Annotated in this window: 16 protein-coding genes; 5 read left to right on the top strand and 11 right to left on the bottom strand. The window is 58.5% G+C overall.

Annotation, left to right across the window (positions count from 1 at the left end):
• Positions 1-55 precede the first annotated feature (55 nt).
• Complete coding sequence (locus FPL19_RS09510; RefSeq protein ID WP_150912192.1) at positions 56-1,786, bottom strand: bifunctional diguanylate cyclase/phosphodiesterase; 1,731 nt, start codon at positions 1,784-1,786, stop codon at positions 56-58.
• A gap of 142 nt (positions 1,787-1,928) precedes the next feature.
• Between FPL19_RS09510 and rep the strand changes: the two genes are divergently transcribed.
• The 3 genes from rep (at position 1,929) to FPL19_RS09495 (ending at position 6,877) form a co-directional block, all read left to right on the top strand.
• The gene (gene rep, locus FPL19_RS09505; RefSeq protein WP_150912191.1) at positions 1,929-3,947 is read left to right on the top strand and encodes a DNA helicase Rep; all 2,019 of its coding nucleotides are present in this window, start codon (positions 1,929-1,931) and stop codon (positions 3,945-3,947) included.
• Positions 3,948-4,064: 117 nt separating this feature from the next.
• Entirely contained in the window at positions 4,065-6,320 is a 2,256-nt protein-coding gene (locus tag FPL19_RS09500) for a galactose oxidase-like domain-containing protein (protein ID WP_150912190.1), read from the top strand.
• A 17-nt stretch (positions 6,321-6,337) separates the two neighbouring features.
• The gene (locus tag FPL19_RS09495) at positions 6,338-6,877 is read left to right on the top strand and encodes a hypothetical protein (protein ID WP_150912189.1); all 540 of its coding nucleotides are present in this window, start codon (positions 6,338-6,340) and stop codon (positions 6,875-6,877) included.
• A 72-nt stretch (positions 6,878-6,949) separates the two neighbouring features.
• Here FPL19_RS09495 and FPL19_RS09490 read toward each other — a convergent pair whose 3' ends face one another.
• Entirely contained in the window at positions 6,950-7,366 is a 417-nt protein-coding gene (locus tag FPL19_RS09490; protein ID WP_150912471.1) for a c-type cytochrome, read from the bottom strand.
• A 170-nt stretch (positions 7,367-7,536) separates the two neighbouring features.
• Between FPL19_RS09490 and FPL19_RS09485 the strand changes: the two genes are divergently transcribed.
• Positions 7,537-7,869 carry a hypothetical protein gene (locus FPL19_RS09485; protein ID WP_150912188.1) on the top strand — a complete coding sequence of 111 codons (333 nt, stop codon included), beginning with the start codon at positions 7,537-7,539 and terminating at the stop codon, positions 7,867-7,869.
• An 11-nt stretch (positions 7,870-7,880) separates the two neighbouring features.
• Positions 7,881-8,999 carry a phospholipase A gene (locus FPL19_RS09480; protein ID WP_404802802.1) on the top strand — a complete coding sequence of 373 codons (1,119 nt, stop codon included), beginning with the start codon at positions 7,881-7,883 and terminating at the stop codon, positions 8,997-8,999.
• A gap of 155 nt (positions 9,000-9,154) precedes the next feature.
• Here FPL19_RS09480 and FPL19_RS09475 read toward each other — a convergent pair whose 3' ends face one another.
• The 9 genes from FPL19_RS09475 to FPL19_RS09435 all read right to left on the bottom strand — a co-directional run bounded on the left by FPL19_RS09475 (position 9,155) and on the right by FPL19_RS09435 (position 17,733).
• Entirely contained in the window at positions 9,155-10,513 is a 1,359-nt protein-coding gene (locus tag FPL19_RS09475; RefSeq protein ID WP_150912469.1) for a phosphohexomutase domain-containing protein, read from the bottom strand.
• 58 nt (positions 10,514-10,571) lie between these two features.
• Positions 10,572-11,048 carry a bacterioferritin gene (gene bfr / locus FPL19_RS09470; protein ID WP_150912187.1) on the bottom strand — a complete coding sequence of 159 codons (477 nt, stop codon included), beginning with the start codon at positions 11,046-11,048 and terminating at the stop codon, positions 10,572-10,574.
• A gap of 108 nt (positions 11,049-11,156) precedes the next feature.
• Positions 11,157-11,363: a bacterioferritin-associated ferredoxin gene (locus tag FPL19_RS09465; RefSeq protein WP_150912186.1), complete on the bottom strand. Its 207-nt coding sequence runs from the start codon at positions 11,361-11,363 to the stop codon at positions 11,157-11,159.
• 97 nt (positions 11,364-11,460) lie between these two features.
• Positions 11,461-12,771 carry a Xaa-Pro dipeptidase gene (gene pepQ, locus FPL19_RS09460; RefSeq protein WP_150912185.1) on the bottom strand — a complete coding sequence of 437 codons (1,311 nt, stop codon included), beginning with the start codon at positions 12,769-12,771 and terminating at the stop codon, positions 11,461-11,463.
• Positions 12,764-13,678 carry a LysR family transcriptional regulator gene (locus FPL19_RS09455; RefSeq protein WP_150912184.1) on the bottom strand — a complete coding sequence of 305 codons (915 nt, stop codon included), beginning with the start codon at positions 13,676-13,678 and terminating at the stop codon, positions 12,764-12,766. The genes pepQ and FPL19_RS09455 overlap by 8 nt, the downstream gene beginning before the upstream one ends.
• Before the next feature lie 56 nt (positions 13,679-13,734).
• A complete protein-coding gene (locus FPL19_RS09450) occupies positions 13,735-14,754 on the bottom strand; it encodes an ABC transporter ATP-binding protein (protein ID WP_150912183.1) in 1,020 nt (339 codons plus the stop codon).
• A complete protein-coding gene (locus tag FPL19_RS09445; RefSeq protein ID WP_150912182.1) occupies positions 14,751-15,749 on the bottom strand; it encodes an ABC transporter ATP-binding protein in 999 nt (332 codons plus the stop codon). Before FPL19_RS09445 ends, FPL19_RS09450 begins: the two co-directional genes overlap by 4 nt.
• A gap of 5 nt (positions 15,750-15,754) precedes the next feature.
• Positions 15,755-16,687 (bottom strand): ABC transporter permease, encoded by a 933-nt coding sequence (locus FPL19_RS09440; protein WP_150912181.1) that lies wholly within the window; start codon positions 16,685-16,687, stop codon positions 15,755-15,757.
• Positions 16,684-17,733, bottom strand: coding sequence for an ABC transporter permease (locus FPL19_RS09435; protein ID WP_150912180.1), 1,050 nt, complete (start codon positions 17,731-17,733; stop codon positions 16,684-16,686). Before FPL19_RS09435 ends, FPL19_RS09440 begins: the two co-directional genes overlap by 4 nt.
• Positions 17,734-17,749 lie beyond the last annotated feature (16 nt).

The following is a 17,749-nucleotide window of genomic DNA, read 5'->3' as shown; positions in this document are numbered from 1 at the left end:
CCATTCAACCCGTCCGTTGCATTTGATCAAAGCGCAAAGGTACAGCGGGTTATAGCTACAGGCAAGCAGCCTTGCCCCGGTTGTTCAGGAATTCGACGAGGCTGTTCCAGGGCATGGGCCGAGCGTAGTAATAGCCCTGGATTTCATCACAGTGGTGTTGGCGCAGAAACTCAAGCTGCCCTTCGGTTTCCACCCCTTCTGCCACCACGCTAATCTGCAGGCTGTGGGCAAGGCTGATAATGGCCCTGATGATATGTTCCGAATCGGCGGAATGCCCCAGCCCCTGGACAAAGGATTTATCAATCTTTACCAGCGAGATAGGCAGATGCTGCAGATTGCTCAGGGAAGAGAAACCGGTCCCGAAATCATCCAGCGCAAAACTGATGCCCAGCTGGTTCAGCTCCCGCAGGCAGCGCTGGGCATACTCAGGGTCATGCATCATGGCGCTTTCTGTAAGCTCCAGTTCCAGAAGACTGGTGTCGATGTTGGCGTTAAAAATAATGCGGAAAATGGTCTCGGTCATCTTGCGATCGTGAAACTGGCGGAACGACAGGTTCACCGCAAAAACCAGCCCCGGGTACCCCATGCCATCGGCTTCCTTCAGCCGTTTGCAGGCCTGTTCGATCACCCAATAACCAATCGGCACAATCAGGCCGCTTCGCTCAGCAACCGGAATGAACTCATCGGGGCCCACCAGACCACGTTCCGGGTGATTCCAGCGCAGGAGGCATTCCACACCACGCACCTCTTCGGTGGCCAGGTCAATACGCGGCTGATAGAACACTTCCAGCTCGTTGCCCCTGAGCGCATTGCGCAGATCGGCCTCCAGGCGCAGCTGATGGCCGGCGGTGATGTGCAGTTCGCGGTCGTAATAACGGTAGCTGGTTCCGGGATCACGCTTGGCCTCGAACATGGCCCGGTTAGCCCGGCGCAAGAGGTTTTCAGGGCTGTCTCCGGCCTCCGGGAAAGTAGCCACACCCAGGCTGGCACTGACCACGACGGCCTGTCCGTCAATCTGCACGGGCTCGCCAAGGGCAGCCACAATCTTGCGAATAAGCAGGGCGACATCCGGGCCGTCATCCACTTTTTCAATGATGATGGCAAACTCGTCACCGCCAATACGCATCAGTGAATCCACACGGCGGAGTTCAGTACGCATCCGGTCGGCCAGTTTGAGCATCAGCTGGTCACTCTGGCGGTAGCCAAAGGATTCGTTAAAACTGCGGAAATCGTCCAGGTTGATATGCAAAAGCGCCAAACGCTGGGACGCGGCTTTTGCCCGGATCAGCGCGTTCTGCAGACGGTCGAAGAACAGATCCCGGTTGATAAAACCACTGGCCACTTCCCGGCCAAGGTGGCCATGGGCCGATTCCGACAGCTGTTGCCGATACCACAGACAGCGCACCGCCCGCCTCAGGGTCCAGCAGTCCAGCGACTGACGGCTGAGGTAATCCGCGGCGCCAATGCGGCACAACGCCACACCACGCTCGGCAAAGGGCTCGGCACTGAGGGCAAGAATAGGTTTTTCGCCACCGGATACGGTGAGGTACTGAAGGAAGGCGGACTCGGAACCACTGTGGAAAACGCAGTCCCAGATGACCACGTCGAAACTGGTGTTGCGAATCAGATCGTCGCAGTCGACAAGATCAGGACACCAGGTCAGATCAGCGTCCATTTCCGTATCACCAGCCAGAAGCGATTCCAGCCAAAGCAGGTCAGCGTATTCGGGCGTCAGCACAAGCAGTTTTACCGGGCTGACATTTGCCTCTGTCGATACCAGAGTCATCAAGAAGCATCCTGTTCTTCAATGGCCGCCATTTCCGTTCTGACAAGCATAGCCCATTGATCAGGAAGATACAGCGGGCCCGGCTCGTGTAGAATGTACGCTTGCGATTCCGAACCGATCTTTCTGCGCTGGCAACCCTATTGTGAACAAGCTCAACCCCCGACAAAGTGAAGCAGTGCGCTACGCCGACGGCCCTATGCTGGTGCTTGCCGGCGCCGGCAGCGGCAAGACCAGCGTTATTACCCGCAAGATTGCCTGGCTGATCGAACAGCTGGGCATTCCGGGCCGACACATTGCCGCGGTCACCTTCACCAACAAGGCCGCACGGGAGATGAAAGAACGCGTGGGCCGGCTGGTCGACCGTAAGCTGACCCGCGGGTTGATTGTCTCCACTTTCCACAACCTGGGCCTGAACATCATTCGCGAGGAACACACTCACCTGGGCTACTATCCCGGTTTCTCGATTTTTGATGCCGATGACGCCAAGGCGCTGTTGCAGGACTTGATGATGCGCGAGGCCAGCGCCGATGCGGGCGATGAGCTGTCGGACGTGCAGATGACGATCTCTTCATGGAAGAACGCCATGCGCAGCCCCCAGGACGCCTGGAGCCGGGCGGCCGACGAGCGGGAACAGCGCATTGCCATTATTTACCGCCACTACGCCGACTACCTGAAAGCCTACAACGCGGTGGATTTTGACGATCTGATTCTGCTGCCGGTGCAGCTGTTCCGCAGCCAGCCGGATGTGCTGGCCAAATGGCGCCGTAAAATCCGCTACATGCTGGTGGACGAGTACCAGGACACCAACCTGTGCCAGTACGAACTGGTCAAACTGCTGGTGGCGGAACGGGCGGCCTTTACCGTGGTGGGTGATGACGACCAGTCGATCTACGCCTGGCGCGGGGCGCGGCCGGAGAACCTGGCGCAACTGAAAGAGGACTTCCCGAGCCTGAAGATCGTCAAACTGGAGCAGAACTACCGTTCCACGGTCCGCATCCTGCGATGCGCCAACACGGTGATTGCCAACAACCCCCACGTGTTCGAAAAGGCCCTCTGGAGCGAGCACACCACTGGCGACGAACTGCGCATCGTGCGCTGCCGCAATGAAGACGCCGAAGCCGAACGCATTGCCACGGAAATCATCGACAGCAAACTGAAAAGGGGCCTGAAGTTCCTGGACTTCGCCGTGCTTTACCGGGGCAACCACCAGTCACGACTGCTGGAAATGAAGCTGCAGGCCTACCAGGTGCCCTACCGCATTTCCGGTGGCCAGTCGTTTTTCTCCAAGAACGAGATCAAGGACGCCATGGGCTACCTTCGGTTGCTGGTCAATCCGGACGACGATGCTGCGTTTCTGCGCGTGGTCAACGTGCCACGCCGGGAGATCGGACCACGGACGCTGGAACAGCTGAGCCACTATTCCCGGTCACGCAATATCAGCCTGTTTAAAGCGCTGGGCGACATGGGGGCGGAAACCCACGTCACCGAAAAAGGCCTGGACCGATTACGCCGTTTCGCCCACTGGGTGGACAGAACCTGTGAGCGGCTGCACAGCGAAGATCCGGTACCGGTGATCAAGCAGTTGTTCACCGATATCGAGTACGAGGAATGGCTACACCAGCATTCCGGGTCGCCGAAACAGGCCCAGAAACGTATGGAGAACATCTGGTATCTGGTGGAATCCATCCAGCGCATGCTCGAAGACGGCAAGGGCACGGCCGACGAAATGGGCATCGAAGACGCCATCAGCCGGCTTATACTGCGGGACATGATGGAGCAGCGGGAAGAAGAGGACGACAGCGACAAGGTGCAACTGATGACACTGCACGCCTCCAAAGGCCTGGAATTTCCCCACGTGTTCATCATGGGCCTGGAAGAGGAAATCCTGCCCCACCGCTCAAGCATTGAAGAGGGCAACATAGAGGAAGAGCGGCGCCTGATGTACGTGGGCATCACCCGCGCCCGGGAAACCCTGACCCTGACCTACGCCGCCCAGCGCAAACAGTACGGGGAAAAAATGGAAACCATCCCCAGCCGGTTTCTGGATGAACTGCCGGAGGCGGACCTGCGCTGGGAAGGCACCGGCGACCTGGACCTGGAAGCCAACCAGAAGAAAGGCAAAGCCACACTCAGCGCGCTCTTGGGCGACCTGGGCAACTGAATTCCACATTTTTTCACATTTTCTGCAACTTTCCTGCCTCCTGATCCGTAGCTGCGAACGGAGCTCTAATTCCGTTAGAGGTTCCGCAAAACACAAAAACAAGATCAGGAGGACACTATGTCCCGTATTCTCAATCGGCCCCATCGATTGTCGACCGTTACCAGCTCATTGCTGCTTGTGGCCGCCGGCTCGGCCCCCGTCCATGCAGGCCTTCTCGGTAGCCTGCTCGGCGGATCATCCGATGACTCGACGACTCAGACCGAAAGCTCTGCCGCGCAGAAGGGCAGTTTCAGTGAGCCGTTCGCCGAACCCACCATCATTGTGGACGGCACCGAGATTCAGACCGATGATAAATGCATTACCCGCGCCGACGGCATGGACGAATGCAAGCCCGCCGCAGGCACCATGGCGTTGCTCAAGGATGGACGCCTGCTGTACCTGAACGCCCTGGAAGGCACGGAAAACGTGGAGCTGTCCATCGTTGCCGAATTTGGCGAAGTTTCCGTCAACGACCAGACCCGGGTGCTGTCACTGGATGAAAACGACAACCCGTCCTGGCTAAAGCCCACTCCACTGGATGCCGGTGCCAACCCGGACGGCAACGACAGCGAAACCCTGTTGAACGACACCAGCCTGGATGGCGCACTGGATACCGCCGACAACACCAGTAAAAACGACGGTGCTCTCTTCTGCTCGGACGTTATCGGCCTGGCCAACGGCGACGTCATGGCCGTGGGTGGCACCGACTACTATTCCGAGCCTGGCATTGATGGCCTGCCTCTGGGCGTGGCCGAGCTGGAAGGCATCAAGAACTCCAGGATCTTCGACGAAGAAACCAATACCTGGACCCAGACCGGCGATATGACCTACGGCCGCTGGTACCCGTCCATGGTGACCATGGGCAGCGGCGAGATCTTCGTTGCCAGCGGCGTCACCAAACTGCTGAAGCCGGTCTATCCGGACGAGCCGCTTAACAGCGGCCGCAATGTGGTCCAGACGGAAACCTTTGACCCCTGCGCCGGCCAATGGACTGAAAACCCGTCCACCGCTGACCGGTCACTACCGCTCTATCCACGGATGCACCTGCTGCCCAATGGCCATGTGTTCTACAACGCAGGCGGCCAGGCCTTTAACCCCTTTGGCCAGGGCTACGACCAGGCACTGTGGAACATCGTTGCCAGCTTCAACCCGGACACCCAGCGCTGGAACGACATCGGCTACGCCGGGCTGCCGCTGCGGTTGGACGAGGCCGGCCTCGGTCAACTGACCAGCACGCTGAATGTGACCAATCTGTCCGTGGATCAGGTCGGCACGCTGCTGGGTGATGTACTGGAATCCCCCACTGATCTGCTGACCAGTGCATCGGACCTCGGGGTCTCCGAAGAGGACCTTCGGATGGCCATTGCCGGCGGAATGCGGGGGTCGACCTCCTCCACCATGCTGCCGCTGAAGCCGAATGCCAACGGCGAATACACTGATGTGGAATTATTGACCGCCGGCGGTGTACCCAGCTATGCCCTGCTGACAAACCCGGGCGGTTACTTGCCGACCGATCAGACCCGTATTGATACCATTACCACCAACGGTGATGAAATCGGTTATGAGAGTCGTCTGGCCGGCCCACTGAACCAGCCCCGCTGGTACGGTACTAACGTCATGATGCCCGATGGCAGCGTGATGGTATTCAGCGGTGGCAACCGCGACGGCGTGGTTGCGCCGGGCCTGGAAGGGCCGATTCGGACTGCGGAACGGTTTGATCCGGAAACCGGTACCTGGACCGAAATGGCCACCGGCCACCGCGCCCGGACCTATCACAACACCGCCGTACTGATGGAAGACGGCCGTGTGATGATTGCCGGCCACTCGCCGATCAACACGGCATACCTCACCTTTGTGGATCTGCAGGATTTCGGCCTGGCGCCCTATGACGGGCGTGACCCCAGTTTCGAAATCTACACGCCGCCCTATGCCATGCGGGATGACCGGCCGCAGATCGAGAGTGCACCGGGCAATCTGACCATTGGCGACCGCTTTAACATCAAGGTGGATCAGGCCGACGCCATCGACAAGGCACTGCTGATTCGCCGCACGGTAATGACCCATGTTATTGACGGCGACCAGCGGGCCATTGAACTGGTGATGGAGCGGGGCCCGGGCAACAAACTGACCCTGACCATGCCGGATAACCATAATGTGGTGCCTGCAGGCGAGTACATGCTGTTTGTCAGCAAGGAATCTGAGGGCATGCGTGTTCCGTCGGTGTCCGCACCCATTACCGTGGTGAACGAAAACCTGCAATGCATGGTGCCCTCTCAGATGGCAACGGACACCAGTGGTGACGGCATTATCGATTCCACACTCAGCTTGTTGTAAGCGGCGGGAGAGATAACATGACACACATCGAACCCACCTGTGCCCGGATCCTGGGCCCGGTGTTGTTCGGCCTTGCGTTCCTGTCAGCCCCCGGGCTGGCAGGAGCCCACGGGGCGCCCGACGTCGAGGGCGTACCCGATGGCATCGTCAAGGCCCGCATCACGCAGCAGCCGGATATTTCCGGACTGAGCGCGATCATCCTTGATGCCCCGCGCCCGGGTATTCTGCTGAGATATCAGGGCGAGGAGACGTTGACCGTGCTGGGCACCGAAGGCGAGGATTTTCTGACCTTCAGCCAGACAGACGTGACGGCCAATCCGGATAGCCCCAGCTGGCAGGCGCTGCCCAACGTCGCCGCCGACCCGGAAGCTGCGGACCCGATACCGCTGTCAGGGTCAGGCAGTTTTGGCTGGCTCGACCCGCGCCTTAACGCCCTGACCGACATTCATAACGCTGGAAATGGACAGGAGTGGAAAATCAGCATCCGAACGGCAAACGGCGACATGACGGAAATTGGCGGCACGCTGACTTACGTACCGTTAAACCAGAATCGATAAATCTGATAAGCACAAAAAAGCCCCCGAGCGCAGAACGCAAGGGGGCTTCTTCATATCGGCAAAAGCCTGTGTTTACTGGCTATCTTCAATAATGTGCTCGACCGCAAGCTTGATTTCTTCATCCGAACAGCTGGAGCAGCCGCCTTTGGCCGGCATGGCATTGAAGCCGTTGATGGCATGGGTGACCAGAGTATCAAGGCCCTTTTCAATGCGTGGCTCCCAGGCAGAGGCGTTGCCCTTCATGGGCGCGCCGGCTGCCCCGGTGTCGTGACATGCAGCGCAAGCAGCGCCGTAGACTTCACTTCCCGACCTGGGGCCGGAGCTGGCAGCCTGCTGAACAGGTGCTGCGCCTTCAGCGCAATCTTCACCGGAAACGCAGACGCTCCCTACCGGTGCAATTCTCGCACGGATCTCGTCTTCAACGCTTGCCGTTACAGCGCCGGCCATCAGACCAAAGCCAAGCAGTACGGCAGCCAGGACTCTCTTCATCATCACATGTCACCTCAATATTGGGCGTTATAAAAATCGTTGGGCGCATTATAGCGATTGCGGACTGGCAAAAAAACCAAATGGCAAAATGAAGCGAAAATACAGGTACCATGGCGCTGCGCTTGCACACGTGGGACCATTCAAAACATCAACTGAAAGGACACCCTACCATGCCAGACCAGAACCCGCTCCAAAGCTGGCGAAAACCGCTGCTTATCCTGGAGTTTTCCGCACTGGCGGTTTTGTTGACCTCGATGGGCTGGCTGTCGAGCCACACCGGTACGAACGCTCCCATCAGCCCGGCCTGGCTGCTGATTCCGGCGGCGGCCAGCCTTGCGGTTTTTATCAGTTTTATTGGCCTGATGTATCTGCGATGGGTGGTTGCGGCATCGGCCCAACGGCAATTACGTCATAAAGTTGTGTTCTCGTTATTGACCATCACCCTTCTGGGGGTCTGGGCGTTCGGCATTGCGAATACCTGGATCAGTCTCTCCGCAAGTTGAGGATACGCACATTGTTCGCTTCCAAGCTTAAAGTTGCCGTCATTCCCGACTCGCCGTTCAGGCGCGGCCTGTTGGCGGTGGTTTTCAGTATTTTCCCTTCACTGGTGGCGGCACAGGAACCGGCTGAAACGACGCCGGACAAGTCTCCGGAGAGTCTGGAAACCTGCGCGATGATCAAGAATGGCGACAAGCGGCTGACCTGCTACGACGAGTTTACCGAGCCCCTGAAAGCGGCCAAGGCTGGCGATAGCCCAGAGGGATCAGAGAAGAGCGCCATTACTGAACCTGAAACCGCCGAAGATGCCGACGACGGCGTTATGACGGACCTGCTTGATCGTTATATGGCGGCGGAGAAAGCAATTTTTTCGTTTTCCGGCAGCTTCGTGGGCCATCGGCCGATGTATATCCTGCCGTTTAGCTACATGAGAAACGCCAACCGGACGCCCACAAGTCCCAGAACCGGCACCACAACCTATGATTACGAGCTGGATAATCAGGAGGCGAAGTATCAGATCAGTTTCAAGGTGCCGCTTTTCACGGGGTTTCTGGATGGCCCTACCACGCTCTGGTTTGGCTACACCCAGAAGTCTTTCTGGCAGGTCTACAATACCGATGATTCCGCCCCCTTCCGGGAGACCAACTACGAGCCGGAAATTTTCCTGCGCTATGCCACCAATTACGATATCGGGCCGGGCACGCTGAATGGTGCCACCATCGGGTTCAATCATGAATCCAATGGTCAGTCTGAGCCGCGCTCGCGGAGCTGGAACCGGATCAAGGCATCTGTGGCCTACAGCTACAATCGCTGGCTGTTTATAGTTCAGCCCTGGTACCGGTTGCCGGAGAGCGACAGCGAGGATGACAACGCGGATATTCAGAGGTATCTGGGGTATGCCAACTATCTTGCCGTCTACCGCTGGACGGAAGATCGCACCCTGTCCCTTAATCTGATGAACAATCTTCGTTCTGATGGCAACAAGACATCGGTGGAGCTGGGATACAGTTTTCCGATGGGGGATACAGTGAAAGGCTATATCCACTATTACAACGGTTATGGCGAGAGTCTGATTGATTACAATCAACGGGTACAGCGGATTGGTATCGGGATTATGCTGAACGACTGGCTTTGAGCTTTTCGGGCTGTTGGTGCATGCCAGGCCGCGGCAACACCCCTGTCAGAAACACGCTCCTTGCGGCACATCCATGTGACGCTTGGGCTCCGCCATCCATGGCTCCGCACAGTTTCTGACAGGGGTGTTGCCCCGCCCTGGCCCATAACTTTAAGTTAGCCTTCCGAGTTCAACCGCTCCATTTCCGCAAGCAGCTCTTGCGTCTTTTCTTTCATCAGCGGGATATTCGCCCGTGATTCCACGTTCAGGCGAACCACCGGTTCGGTGTTCGACATGCGCAGGTTGAATCGCCATTCATCGAATTCGATGCTCACGCCATCCACATGGCTGACGCTTTTTGCGCCTTTGCCGTAGGACTTCTCGATCGCACCGATGACCCTGGCCGGGTCGTCGATGGTGCGGTTGATTTCGCCACTGGCCGGATAGGCTTCAATGCGAGCATCAATCAGTGATGACAGGGTCTGGCCGGACTGGCACAGGCGTTCGGCAATCAGCAGCCAGGGGATCATGCCGCTGTCGCAGTAGGCGAAGTCGCGGAAGTAGTGGTGGGCGCTCATTTCGCCGCCGTAGACCGCGTCTTCGTCGCGCATGCGCTGTTTGATGAAGGCGTGGCCGGTTTTGCTTTCGATGGCTTCGCCACCGGCCTGCTCCACCAGGTCCATGGTGTTCCAGGTCAGGCGGGGGTCATGGATAACCTTTCCGCCGCCCGTTTTGCGCAGGAACTGGTCCGCCAGCAGACCGACGATGTAATAGCCTTCGATGAAACGGCCGTTCTCGTCAAAGAAGAAGCAGCGGTCATAATCGCCGTCCCAGGCGATGCCCATGGCCGCGCCGTATTCGATCACGGCGTCAGCGGTGGCCTGGCGGTTCTGTTCAAGAATCGGGTTGGGTACGCCGTTGGGGAAATGGCCATCAGCTTCGTGATGCACTTTTACGAAGTCGAACGGCAGGTGCAGTTCGAGTTCATCGATCACCAGGCCTGCGCCACCATTGCCGGCGTTGACCACGATGGTCATGGGCGTCAGGGAGGCGGCGTCTATGTAGCCCAGCAGATGATCGATATAGGCGGTGGTGGTTTCGAGCGGCTCGTAATGCCCCTGGGTCGGGGCATTCTGGAAAGGTTCCAGCACCCGGTCCCGAATGTCGTTCAGGCCGTTATCGGAGCTGATCGGTCGGGAATCCGGGCCGACCATTTTCATGCCGTTGTGGTCTTTGGGGTTGTGGCTGGCGGTCACCATGATGCCACCATCCATCTTGAAATGGCTGGTGGCAAAATAGACCTGCTCAGTGCCGCACAGGCCGATATCGAATACGTCGGCACCGGCGGCCATCAGGCCGGAGCTCAGGGCATCGGCAATGTCCGGGCTGGACAGGCGTATGTCGTAACCGACGATCACGCGCTTCGCACCGGTCACGTCCACATAGGCCCGGCCAATCAACTCGGCCAGTTTCGGGTTCAACTGATCGGGCACACGCCCGCGCAGGTCATAAGCTTTAAAGCAGGACAGGTCCATTGTCACCTGGAATCACTCCTGATATCGGTCGTTGGATCTGGTTCAGCCGGTGAGCTGCTTATTCAGCAGTGCCGGACTGAAGCTGGATATAGTTCTGGATGCCCATTTGCGAGATCATTTCAAGCTGGGTTTCCAGAAAGTCGATATGCTCTTCTTCGCTTTCCAGGATGCGACGGAACAGTTCGCGGGAGGTGTAGTCCTTCACCTCATCGGCGTAGGCGATCGCCTCGACGTAATCCGCATGGCCGGCCTGCTCCAGTTTCAGGTCGCAGCGCAGCATCTCTTCGACATTTTCACCGATCAACAGCTTGTTCAGGTCCTGAAGATTGGGCAGACCTTCCAGAAAGAGGATGCGCTCGATCAGCTGATCGGCGTGTTTCATCTCGTCGATGGATTCTTCGTATTCCTTGTCCGCCAGTTTGGTGATACCCCAGTCCTTGTACATACGGGCATGCAGGAAATACTGGTTGATGGCGGTCAGCTCGTTGGCAAGCGCTTTGTTGAGATACTGGATGACTTTCTTATCGCCTTTCATAACCAAAATCCTTGTTTGGAGAATATGTTAGTTACCAAGGATAGCGCTTACTGACGGGAGAAAAAATCGCAAATGCAAACCGGACGCGACAGCACGCGGTTTCCGGATTCAGGCGGGCTGGGCAAGCATGTCAGCAAGGGCAAGGTAATCGGGTCGGCGACACTCGCGCAATATCTCGCGGGCGCTGCAGGCGCACCGACCACATTGGGTGCCAACGCCAAGTTCCCGGCCGAGCTGGCGCATTGAGCTGACGCCATTATCGGCGGCTTCGCGGATTTCGCGGTCAGTGACCCCGTGGCACAGGCACACGTACATAGGCTGTCTCACTAACGATACTAAAGTTAGTGATAATTATTGTTATTACGATCTGGAATTGCAAGCCTGTTGGGTTAATTTTGTGCAAAGAAGTGTTTCACGCACCGTCTGGTCGGGTCAGATTCCGGAAACCTGTGTCCGTAACCACCACATTGTCTTCGATGCGGATCCCGCCACAGCCCTGCAGTTCAGTAATCAGCGGCTGATTGAGATGCTTCGCCACGGGCCCCGCTAACAGCGGTTCAAGCAAGGATGGAATAAAGTACAGGCCCGGCTCGATGGTCACCACCATGCCCGGCTCCAGGGTGCGGGTCAGCCGCAGGAAAGGGGCATCCGCCGGCGGCGGCGTTGGTTTTCCCGCCACATCGTGTACCTGCACCCCCAGGAGGTGCCCCACGCCATGAGGAAAAAAGGCTCGGGTAACGCCCTCGGTGATCATGGCCTCATCATCCAGGCCGGTTACCAGATCTGAGGCACTGAGCAGGGCTGCGATACCCTGATGGGCTTTGCGGTGTATATCGATGTATTCAACGCCGGGCGCCACCATGCTGCAAAGCCGCTGTTGAATCTGGTCAAGCCCGTGGATCAGGGCCGCAAAACGCGGGTCGGAGGGCCCTGCCGTGGTGCGGGTGATATCGGAGCAGTAGCCCCGGAACCGGACACCGGCGTCAATCAGCAGACTGCGGGGCGGCTTCGGGGCATCGCTGCCGTAATACTGATAGTGCAGCGTGCCAGCATGCTCGTTGATACCGATAATACTGTGATAGGGCGCATCGGCTTCCCGCTGCCCCGTTGCCCGCTGGTACGCGAGGTTCACCTCGAACTCGCTGCCACCGGCCAGAAACGCTTCCCGCGCGGCCCGGTGTCCGTCCAGCGCAATGCTGTTCGCCCGCGCCAGGCAGGCGACCTCATAACGGGTTTTATGCACCCGGGTCTCATCAAGTGCGGCCAGCAGGGCCGGCGGGTTATGATCACCGCCTACCCCGGACAGGCAGGCCGGATCACCGATCACCGCCAGCTTGCCTACGCCCTCTTTTTTGCCGATATCGCCCAGTGCCGGCGCCTCGGTCCGCTCACTGGCCTGAATCTCCATGGATTCCTGCCAGGGCTCGCCAGGCAGTTCAGGTGTAGCGTGCCAAAAATCCACCGGTTGATAGAGCCATAAAACTGGTCGCTCGCCAGGCCGGATCAGCAGCCAGCTGTGTTCCTGGCCTGTCAGCCCGGTCCAGTGCAGGAAGGGTCCATAGCCCTGAAAATGCCAGGCCTGGTCGTCGCCGTATCGAAGGGGCGCGGCGCCGGAACTGATCAGCAGCGCATCATAGCCCTCCGCCTCCAGCGCCTGCTGATATCGCTGTTGCAGGATGCGCAGATGGTCCGTCTGGAGGGAGAGCAGCTCAGTGTCAGGCATGTTGGTTTTCCAGGGTTTTCCAGAGAATGAGAAGATCGTCGGAACGGGTCTGGCGCAGGCGAATCAGGCGGATTTCCAGCGGCACGTCCCAGCGCTCATCACCCGCCCGCGCCAGACTGCCAAACTGTTCGCTTTTTTCGGTCATCCGTTTGGGCAACCAGCCCATACCGAACCCCTGTTTCACCAGAGCTTTGATACCGGCAGACTGGGTGTTTTCGTTGAGCGGTAGCAGATAGGCCGGCTCGTTTATCTTCGCCAAACGGGCTTCTATGGCGGACTGCAGGAAGCCCCGGGAATGATAGGCGATCAACGGCACCGGCTGGCCCACGGTCCCCGGCAGGGTAAACCGTGGTTGCCCGCCGCTGTCTGCCACACTCACGGGCACCAGTGTTTCCCGGGCCAGCGTCATCCACTCGTAGCGTTCCGGGTCCAGGCGTTCGCCCCAGGGCAGATCGTCATGCCAGTAACACAGCACCAGATCACACTCGCCGTTGTCCAGCGCGTCCAGAAACTGCTCACCTACCCAGTTGGTGGCTTTCAGGTTCAGCTGCAGGCGTTCCGCCACTCCTGCCTGGCGGGCCCAACTCTGATAATAATGGGAGAATAGCCCCTGGGTGGACCCGACGCTGATGCGGGCCGACGCCTCGGCTTCCATGGCATCAATCCGGTCCCGTGTCTCCCGGACATCCCGGGTTACCCGTTCGCACATTTCCACGAAGGCCTCGCCGGCCGGAGTGAGCGAAAGAGGCAGAGTCTGGCGATTGATCAGGGTGGCGCCCATGGCCTCTTCCAGCAGTTTGATACGACGGCTGAACGTCGGCTGGCTTACGTGCTGCAGCTCAGCGGCACGGGAAAAATGGCGGGTACGGGCCAGCGCCATGAAGTCTTCAAGCCAGCGTATTTCCATGATTCATCCGGAGGAACAGTTAACTGCGGGCATGATAGCCCATGGCAGCAGGACCGTTACAACCTCCCCTCCTGAACGGCGTGACAGGCCACCTGTGTGCCGCTATCGGTGGCGATCAGCTGGGGGATTTCCTGCCGGCAACGCTCGTTGGCGTAGGGACAGCGGCCATGAAACACACATCCGGAGGGCAACTGCACCGGCGTCGGAACTTCTCCCTGCAGGCGGATGTGGTTGGGCCTGTCGTCCTCCAGCTTGGGAATAGCCGACAGTAACGCCTGGGTGTAGGGGTGCCGGGGGCTGCTGAACAGGGTGGCGGTTTCCGCCAGTTCGCACACTCTTCCCAGATACATTACCGCCACCCGCGTGCCGAAATGCTCTACCACCGCCAGATCGTGGGTGATGAACAGATAGGTCAGGTTGCGGGTTTCCTGGGCTTCCATCAGCAGGTTCAATACCTGGGCCTGAATGGAAACATCCAGGGCGGAAATGGGTTCGTCGGCGACGATGAACTCCGGATCCACGGCCAGGGCCCGGGCAATGGCGATGCGCTGACGCTGGCCACCGGAGAACTCATGGCCGAAGCGGCTGCCCCAGTCCGGATCAATGCCCACGGACTGCATCACATCCTGAACCTTGTCGCGAATCTGCGCCTGAGAAACGCCCGGCTGATGAAAGCGGATGGGCTCTTCCAGCGTTTGCTGAATGGTCATGCGCGGGTTCAGCGAGGCATAGGGGTTCTGGAAAATCATCTGCATCTTGCGGCGGTAGGGAAGCACGTCCCGGCCACTAAGATGGTCTATGCGCTGGCCATCGTAATGGACCTCGCCCGCCGTCGGCGACAGCAGGCCCATGACCGTGCGGGCCACGGTGGATTTACCACAACCGGACTCGCCCACAACACACAGGGCCTCTCCTTTCTGTACCTGCAGGTCGACGCCATTAATGGCATGAACAGCTTCCTGCTTGCGGTGAAAGCGGCCGCCTTTAAAGGAAATCTGCTCCAGCAGACTGCCGGAAAGATCGAAGGATTTTTCCAGCCCGCGGATATCAACCAGGGGGGAGGATGGTGACGTCACGATTCCGCCTCCTGCATGCGTTTCTCCTGCTCGATAAGGTTGCTGACTTCATAACAGGCCACGTCCACATTCCCGGAGCGGACATAGTCCGGCATTGTGCGCCTGCACTGGTCCGTGGCGAAGTGACAGCGGGGATGGAAGGGGCAGCCTGAGGGTACGTTTTTCAGGGACGGCATGGACCCGGGAATCTGGAACAGCTTTTCACCCGGCTCACCCATCTGGGGCAACGCATTGATCAGCCCCTGGGTGTAGGGATGCTGGGCATCGTTAATAATCTCCCGGGTCGGCCCCTGCTCGATAATACGGCCGGAATACATCACCAGCATGCGCTGCGTCACCTGGGATACCACACCAAGATCGTGGGTAATCAGCATCAACGCCACGTTCTCCTGTTCGCACAGGTTCAGCAACAGATCCATGATTTCTGCCTGAATGGTCACATCCAGCGCGGTGGTAGGCTCATCGGCGATAATGATTTCCGGGTCCAGCAACAGGGCGATGGCAATGATCACCCGCTGACGCATGCCACCAGACAATTCGTGGGGATACTGGTCCAGCCGGGTGTCCGCCGACGGAATCTGTACCTTGCGCAGTTTCGCCAGGGCAATCTCCCGGGCCGCCCGGGTGCTGATCCGTCGATGGGCTTTGATGGCCTCCACCATCTGGGTGCCGATGGTAAGCACCGGGTTCAGGGTCATCATCGGATCCTGAAAAATCATGGCGATGCGATTGCCGCGGATTTTCCGCAGCTCCCGCTCGCCCATCGCGGCCAGGTCCCGGCCTTCGAACAGAATCTGCCCGCCGGCAATATAGCCGGGCCTGGCGATCAGGTTGAGTATGGAAAACGCCGCCACCGATTTGCCGGCGCCGGACTCCCCTACCAGGCCCAAACGCTCGCCCTTGTCCAGACTGAAGCTGATGCCGCGCAGCGCGGTGAGGTCGCCTCCGCGCACTGCAAATCGCACATCCAGATTTTTTACTTCTAGCAATGGCATGGCTCTTACCCCTTATACAGCCGTGGGTTCATAACATCCCGCAGCCAGTCACCCAACAGGTTGATGACGAGCACGAGCACCACCAGCACCAGGCCGGGAATCAGGGTAATCCACCAGGAGCCACTCTGGATGTAGTCGAAACCGGACTTGATCAGCGAACCAAGTGAGGGCTGGGTTTCCGGCATACCAAGACCCAGGAACGACAGCGCCGCCTCCGAGATGATGGCGTTGGCGATCTGCACCGTGGCAATAACAAAGATGGGAGACAGTGTATTGGGCAGAATGTGCCGGAACATGATCCGCCCGGTGCGGAAACCCATCACCTTGGCTGCGTCCACGTATTCCTTTTTCTTCTCTGCCAGTACCGAGGCCCGCACCGTGCGGGCAATCTGCGGCCACTCCGCAATACCGATAATGAAAATCAGCATGTAGATGGCAATCTCGCCGAACATGAGGTTACCGAAACTGGCCTTGAACACCGCCCCGACAATAATGGCCACCATCAGGGTCGAGAAGGACAGCTGCACATCAGCAATGCGCATCAGCACCGAATCCACCCGGCCGCCCAGGTAACCCGCCAGCAGGCCAAACAGAATGCCAAGGGCCGCCTGCAGCAGCACCGCGCCAAAGCCGATCAGCAGCGACACCCGCGTGCCATACAGAATGGTGGACAGCAGGTCCCGGCCCTGGGCGTCGGTGCCCAGCGGGAAGGCGGGGTCAGCGCCGTCCATGCCCACCGGCGGCAGCTCGGAGTTCATGATATTGATCTGGGCCAGATCGTAGGGATCGGCCGGCGCCAGCAGAGGTGCGAACACCGCCGCCAACACCATGCTCAACAGCACAATAAAGCTGGCGATTGCCACCTTGTCGCGCTTGAAGCTGTACCAGAGGAAGGACTCGCGAAAGCGATCCCAGCGTGAAATCGTCGCCGTCGTCATGCTTTCTTACCTGTCAGTTTTACGGTGGGATTCACCAGCCCGTAGATCAGATCGACCAGGGTATTGGTGATCACGAAGATCAGGCCCACCACCATCAGGTAAGCCACGATCAGCGGAATATCACTGCGGGTAATGGCCTCCAGGAACATCAGGCCCACGCCCGGCCACTGGAAAACCGTTTCGGTGAGAATGGTGTAGGCCACCATGATACCGATCTGCACCCCACCGACGGTGATTACCGGCAACATGGTGTTCTTGAGGGCATGCAGAAAGTTGACCCGGACGGCGCTCAGGCCCTTAGCGCGGGCGTAACGGATGTAGTCGCTTTGTAGCACCTCCATCATTTCTGCCCGGATCAGCCGGATAAACAATGGCAACATGATGGAAGCCAGTGACACCGACGGCAGCACCAGATGCCACAGCCCGGATTCGGAGAAAAAGCCCGAATCCCAGGTGCCGAATAGATGGGTAAGCTCATCGCCGCGGCCGTAGGACGGCAGACCACCGTCGGTACTCAGCGCGCCATTAAGCCAACGACCCCAGCCGGTATCGGCAGGAAACCAGTCCACCGTGACACCGATGGAATACAACTGAATCAGAACAATGGCGGTCAGAAACACCGGGATGGAAATCCCCACGGTACTGATCCCCATAAAGAATTTGGCCAGCCAGGCCTGGGGCCGGATGGCGGCATACACGCCAATTGGTACTGAAAACACAATGATGATCAGACTGGCGCCAATCACCAGTTCCAGTGTGGCGGGCAGATGTTCAAGAATGACGTCCAGCGTGGGCTTGCCATAGAAATAGGACGTGCCCAGATCACCCTGCAGGGCGTTACCGGCGAATCGGAAGTACTGAACTACCAAAGGATCGTTCAACCCCATGTCGTCGCGGATAGCCTCCCGTTCATCCTGGGAGACCGACATGCCGACCATCTGCTGAAGTGGGTCGCCCAGGCCATCCTGGATGGCAAAGGCGATCACACTGATCACGAACATAACCAGAAACGCCTGGGAAATTCGCTGAACCAGAAACGCTAACATTGAGAATTTACCGTTA

Origin of the sequence: Marinobacter halotolerans, assembly GCF_008795985.1 — a bacterium.
Taxonomy (GTDB): domain Bacteria; phylum Pseudomonadota; class Gammaproteobacteria; order Pseudomonadales; family Oleiphilaceae; genus Marinobacter; species Marinobacter halotolerans.
The sequence above is the reverse complement of the archived record's forward strand: the minus strand, read 5'-3'. Positions and strand labels throughout refer to the sequence as shown.

What these genes read in the sequence shown, in the direction of transcription:
- FPL19_RS09510 (WP_150912192.1), bottom strand. Translation starts at nt 1,786, where the DNA reads ATGACTCTGGTATCGACAGAGGCAAATGTCAGCCCGGTAAAACTGCTT.
- FPL19_RS09500 (WP_150912190.1), top strand. Translation starts at nt 4,065, where the DNA reads ATGTCCCGTATTCTCAATCGGCCCCATCGATTGTCGACCGTTACCAGC.
- FPL19_RS09495 (WP_150912189.1), top strand. Translation starts at nt 6,338, where the DNA reads ATGACACACATCGAACCCACCTGTGCCCGGATCCTGGGCCCGGTGTTG.
- FPL19_RS09490 (WP_150912471.1), bottom strand. Translation starts at nt 7,366, where the DNA reads ATGAAGAGAGTCCTGGCTGCCGTACTGCTTGGCTTTGGTCTGATGGCC.
- FPL19_RS09485 (WP_150912188.1), top strand. Translation starts at nt 7,537, where the DNA reads ATGCCAGACCAGAACCCGCTCCAAAGCTGGCGAAAACCGCTGCTTATC.
- FPL19_RS09475 (WP_150912469.1), bottom strand. Translation starts at nt 10,513, where the DNA reads ATGGACCTGTCCTGCTTTAAAGCTTATGACCTGCGCGGGCGTGTGCCC.
- bfr (WP_150912187.1), bottom strand. Translation starts at nt 11,048, where the DNA reads ATGAAAGGCGATAAGAAAGTCATCCAGTATCTCAACAAAGCGCTTGCC.
- FPL19_RS09465 (WP_150912186.1), bottom strand. Translation starts at nt 11,363, where the DNA reads ATGTACGTGTGCCTGTGCCACGGGGTCACTGACCGCGAAATCCGCGAA.
- pepQ (WP_150912185.1), bottom strand. Translation starts at nt 12,771, where the DNA reads ATGCCTGACACTGAGCTGCTCTCCCTCCAGACGGACCATCTGCGCATC.
- FPL19_RS09455 (WP_150912184.1), bottom strand. Translation starts at nt 13,678, where the DNA reads ATGGAAATACGCTGGCTTGAAGACTTCATGGCGCTGGCCCGTACCCGC.
- FPL19_RS09445 (WP_150912182.1), bottom strand. Translation starts at nt 15,749, where the DNA reads ATGCCATTGCTAGAAGTAAAAAATCTGGATGTGCGATTTGCAGTGCGC.
- FPL19_RS09440 (WP_150912181.1), bottom strand. Translation starts at nt 16,687, where the DNA reads ATGACGACGGCGACGATTTCACGCTGGGATCGCTTTCGCGAGTCCTTC.
- FPL19_RS09435 (WP_150912180.1), bottom strand. Translation starts at nt 17,733, where the DNA reads ATGTTAGCGTTTCTGGTTCAGCGAATTTCCCAGGCGTTTCTGGTTATG.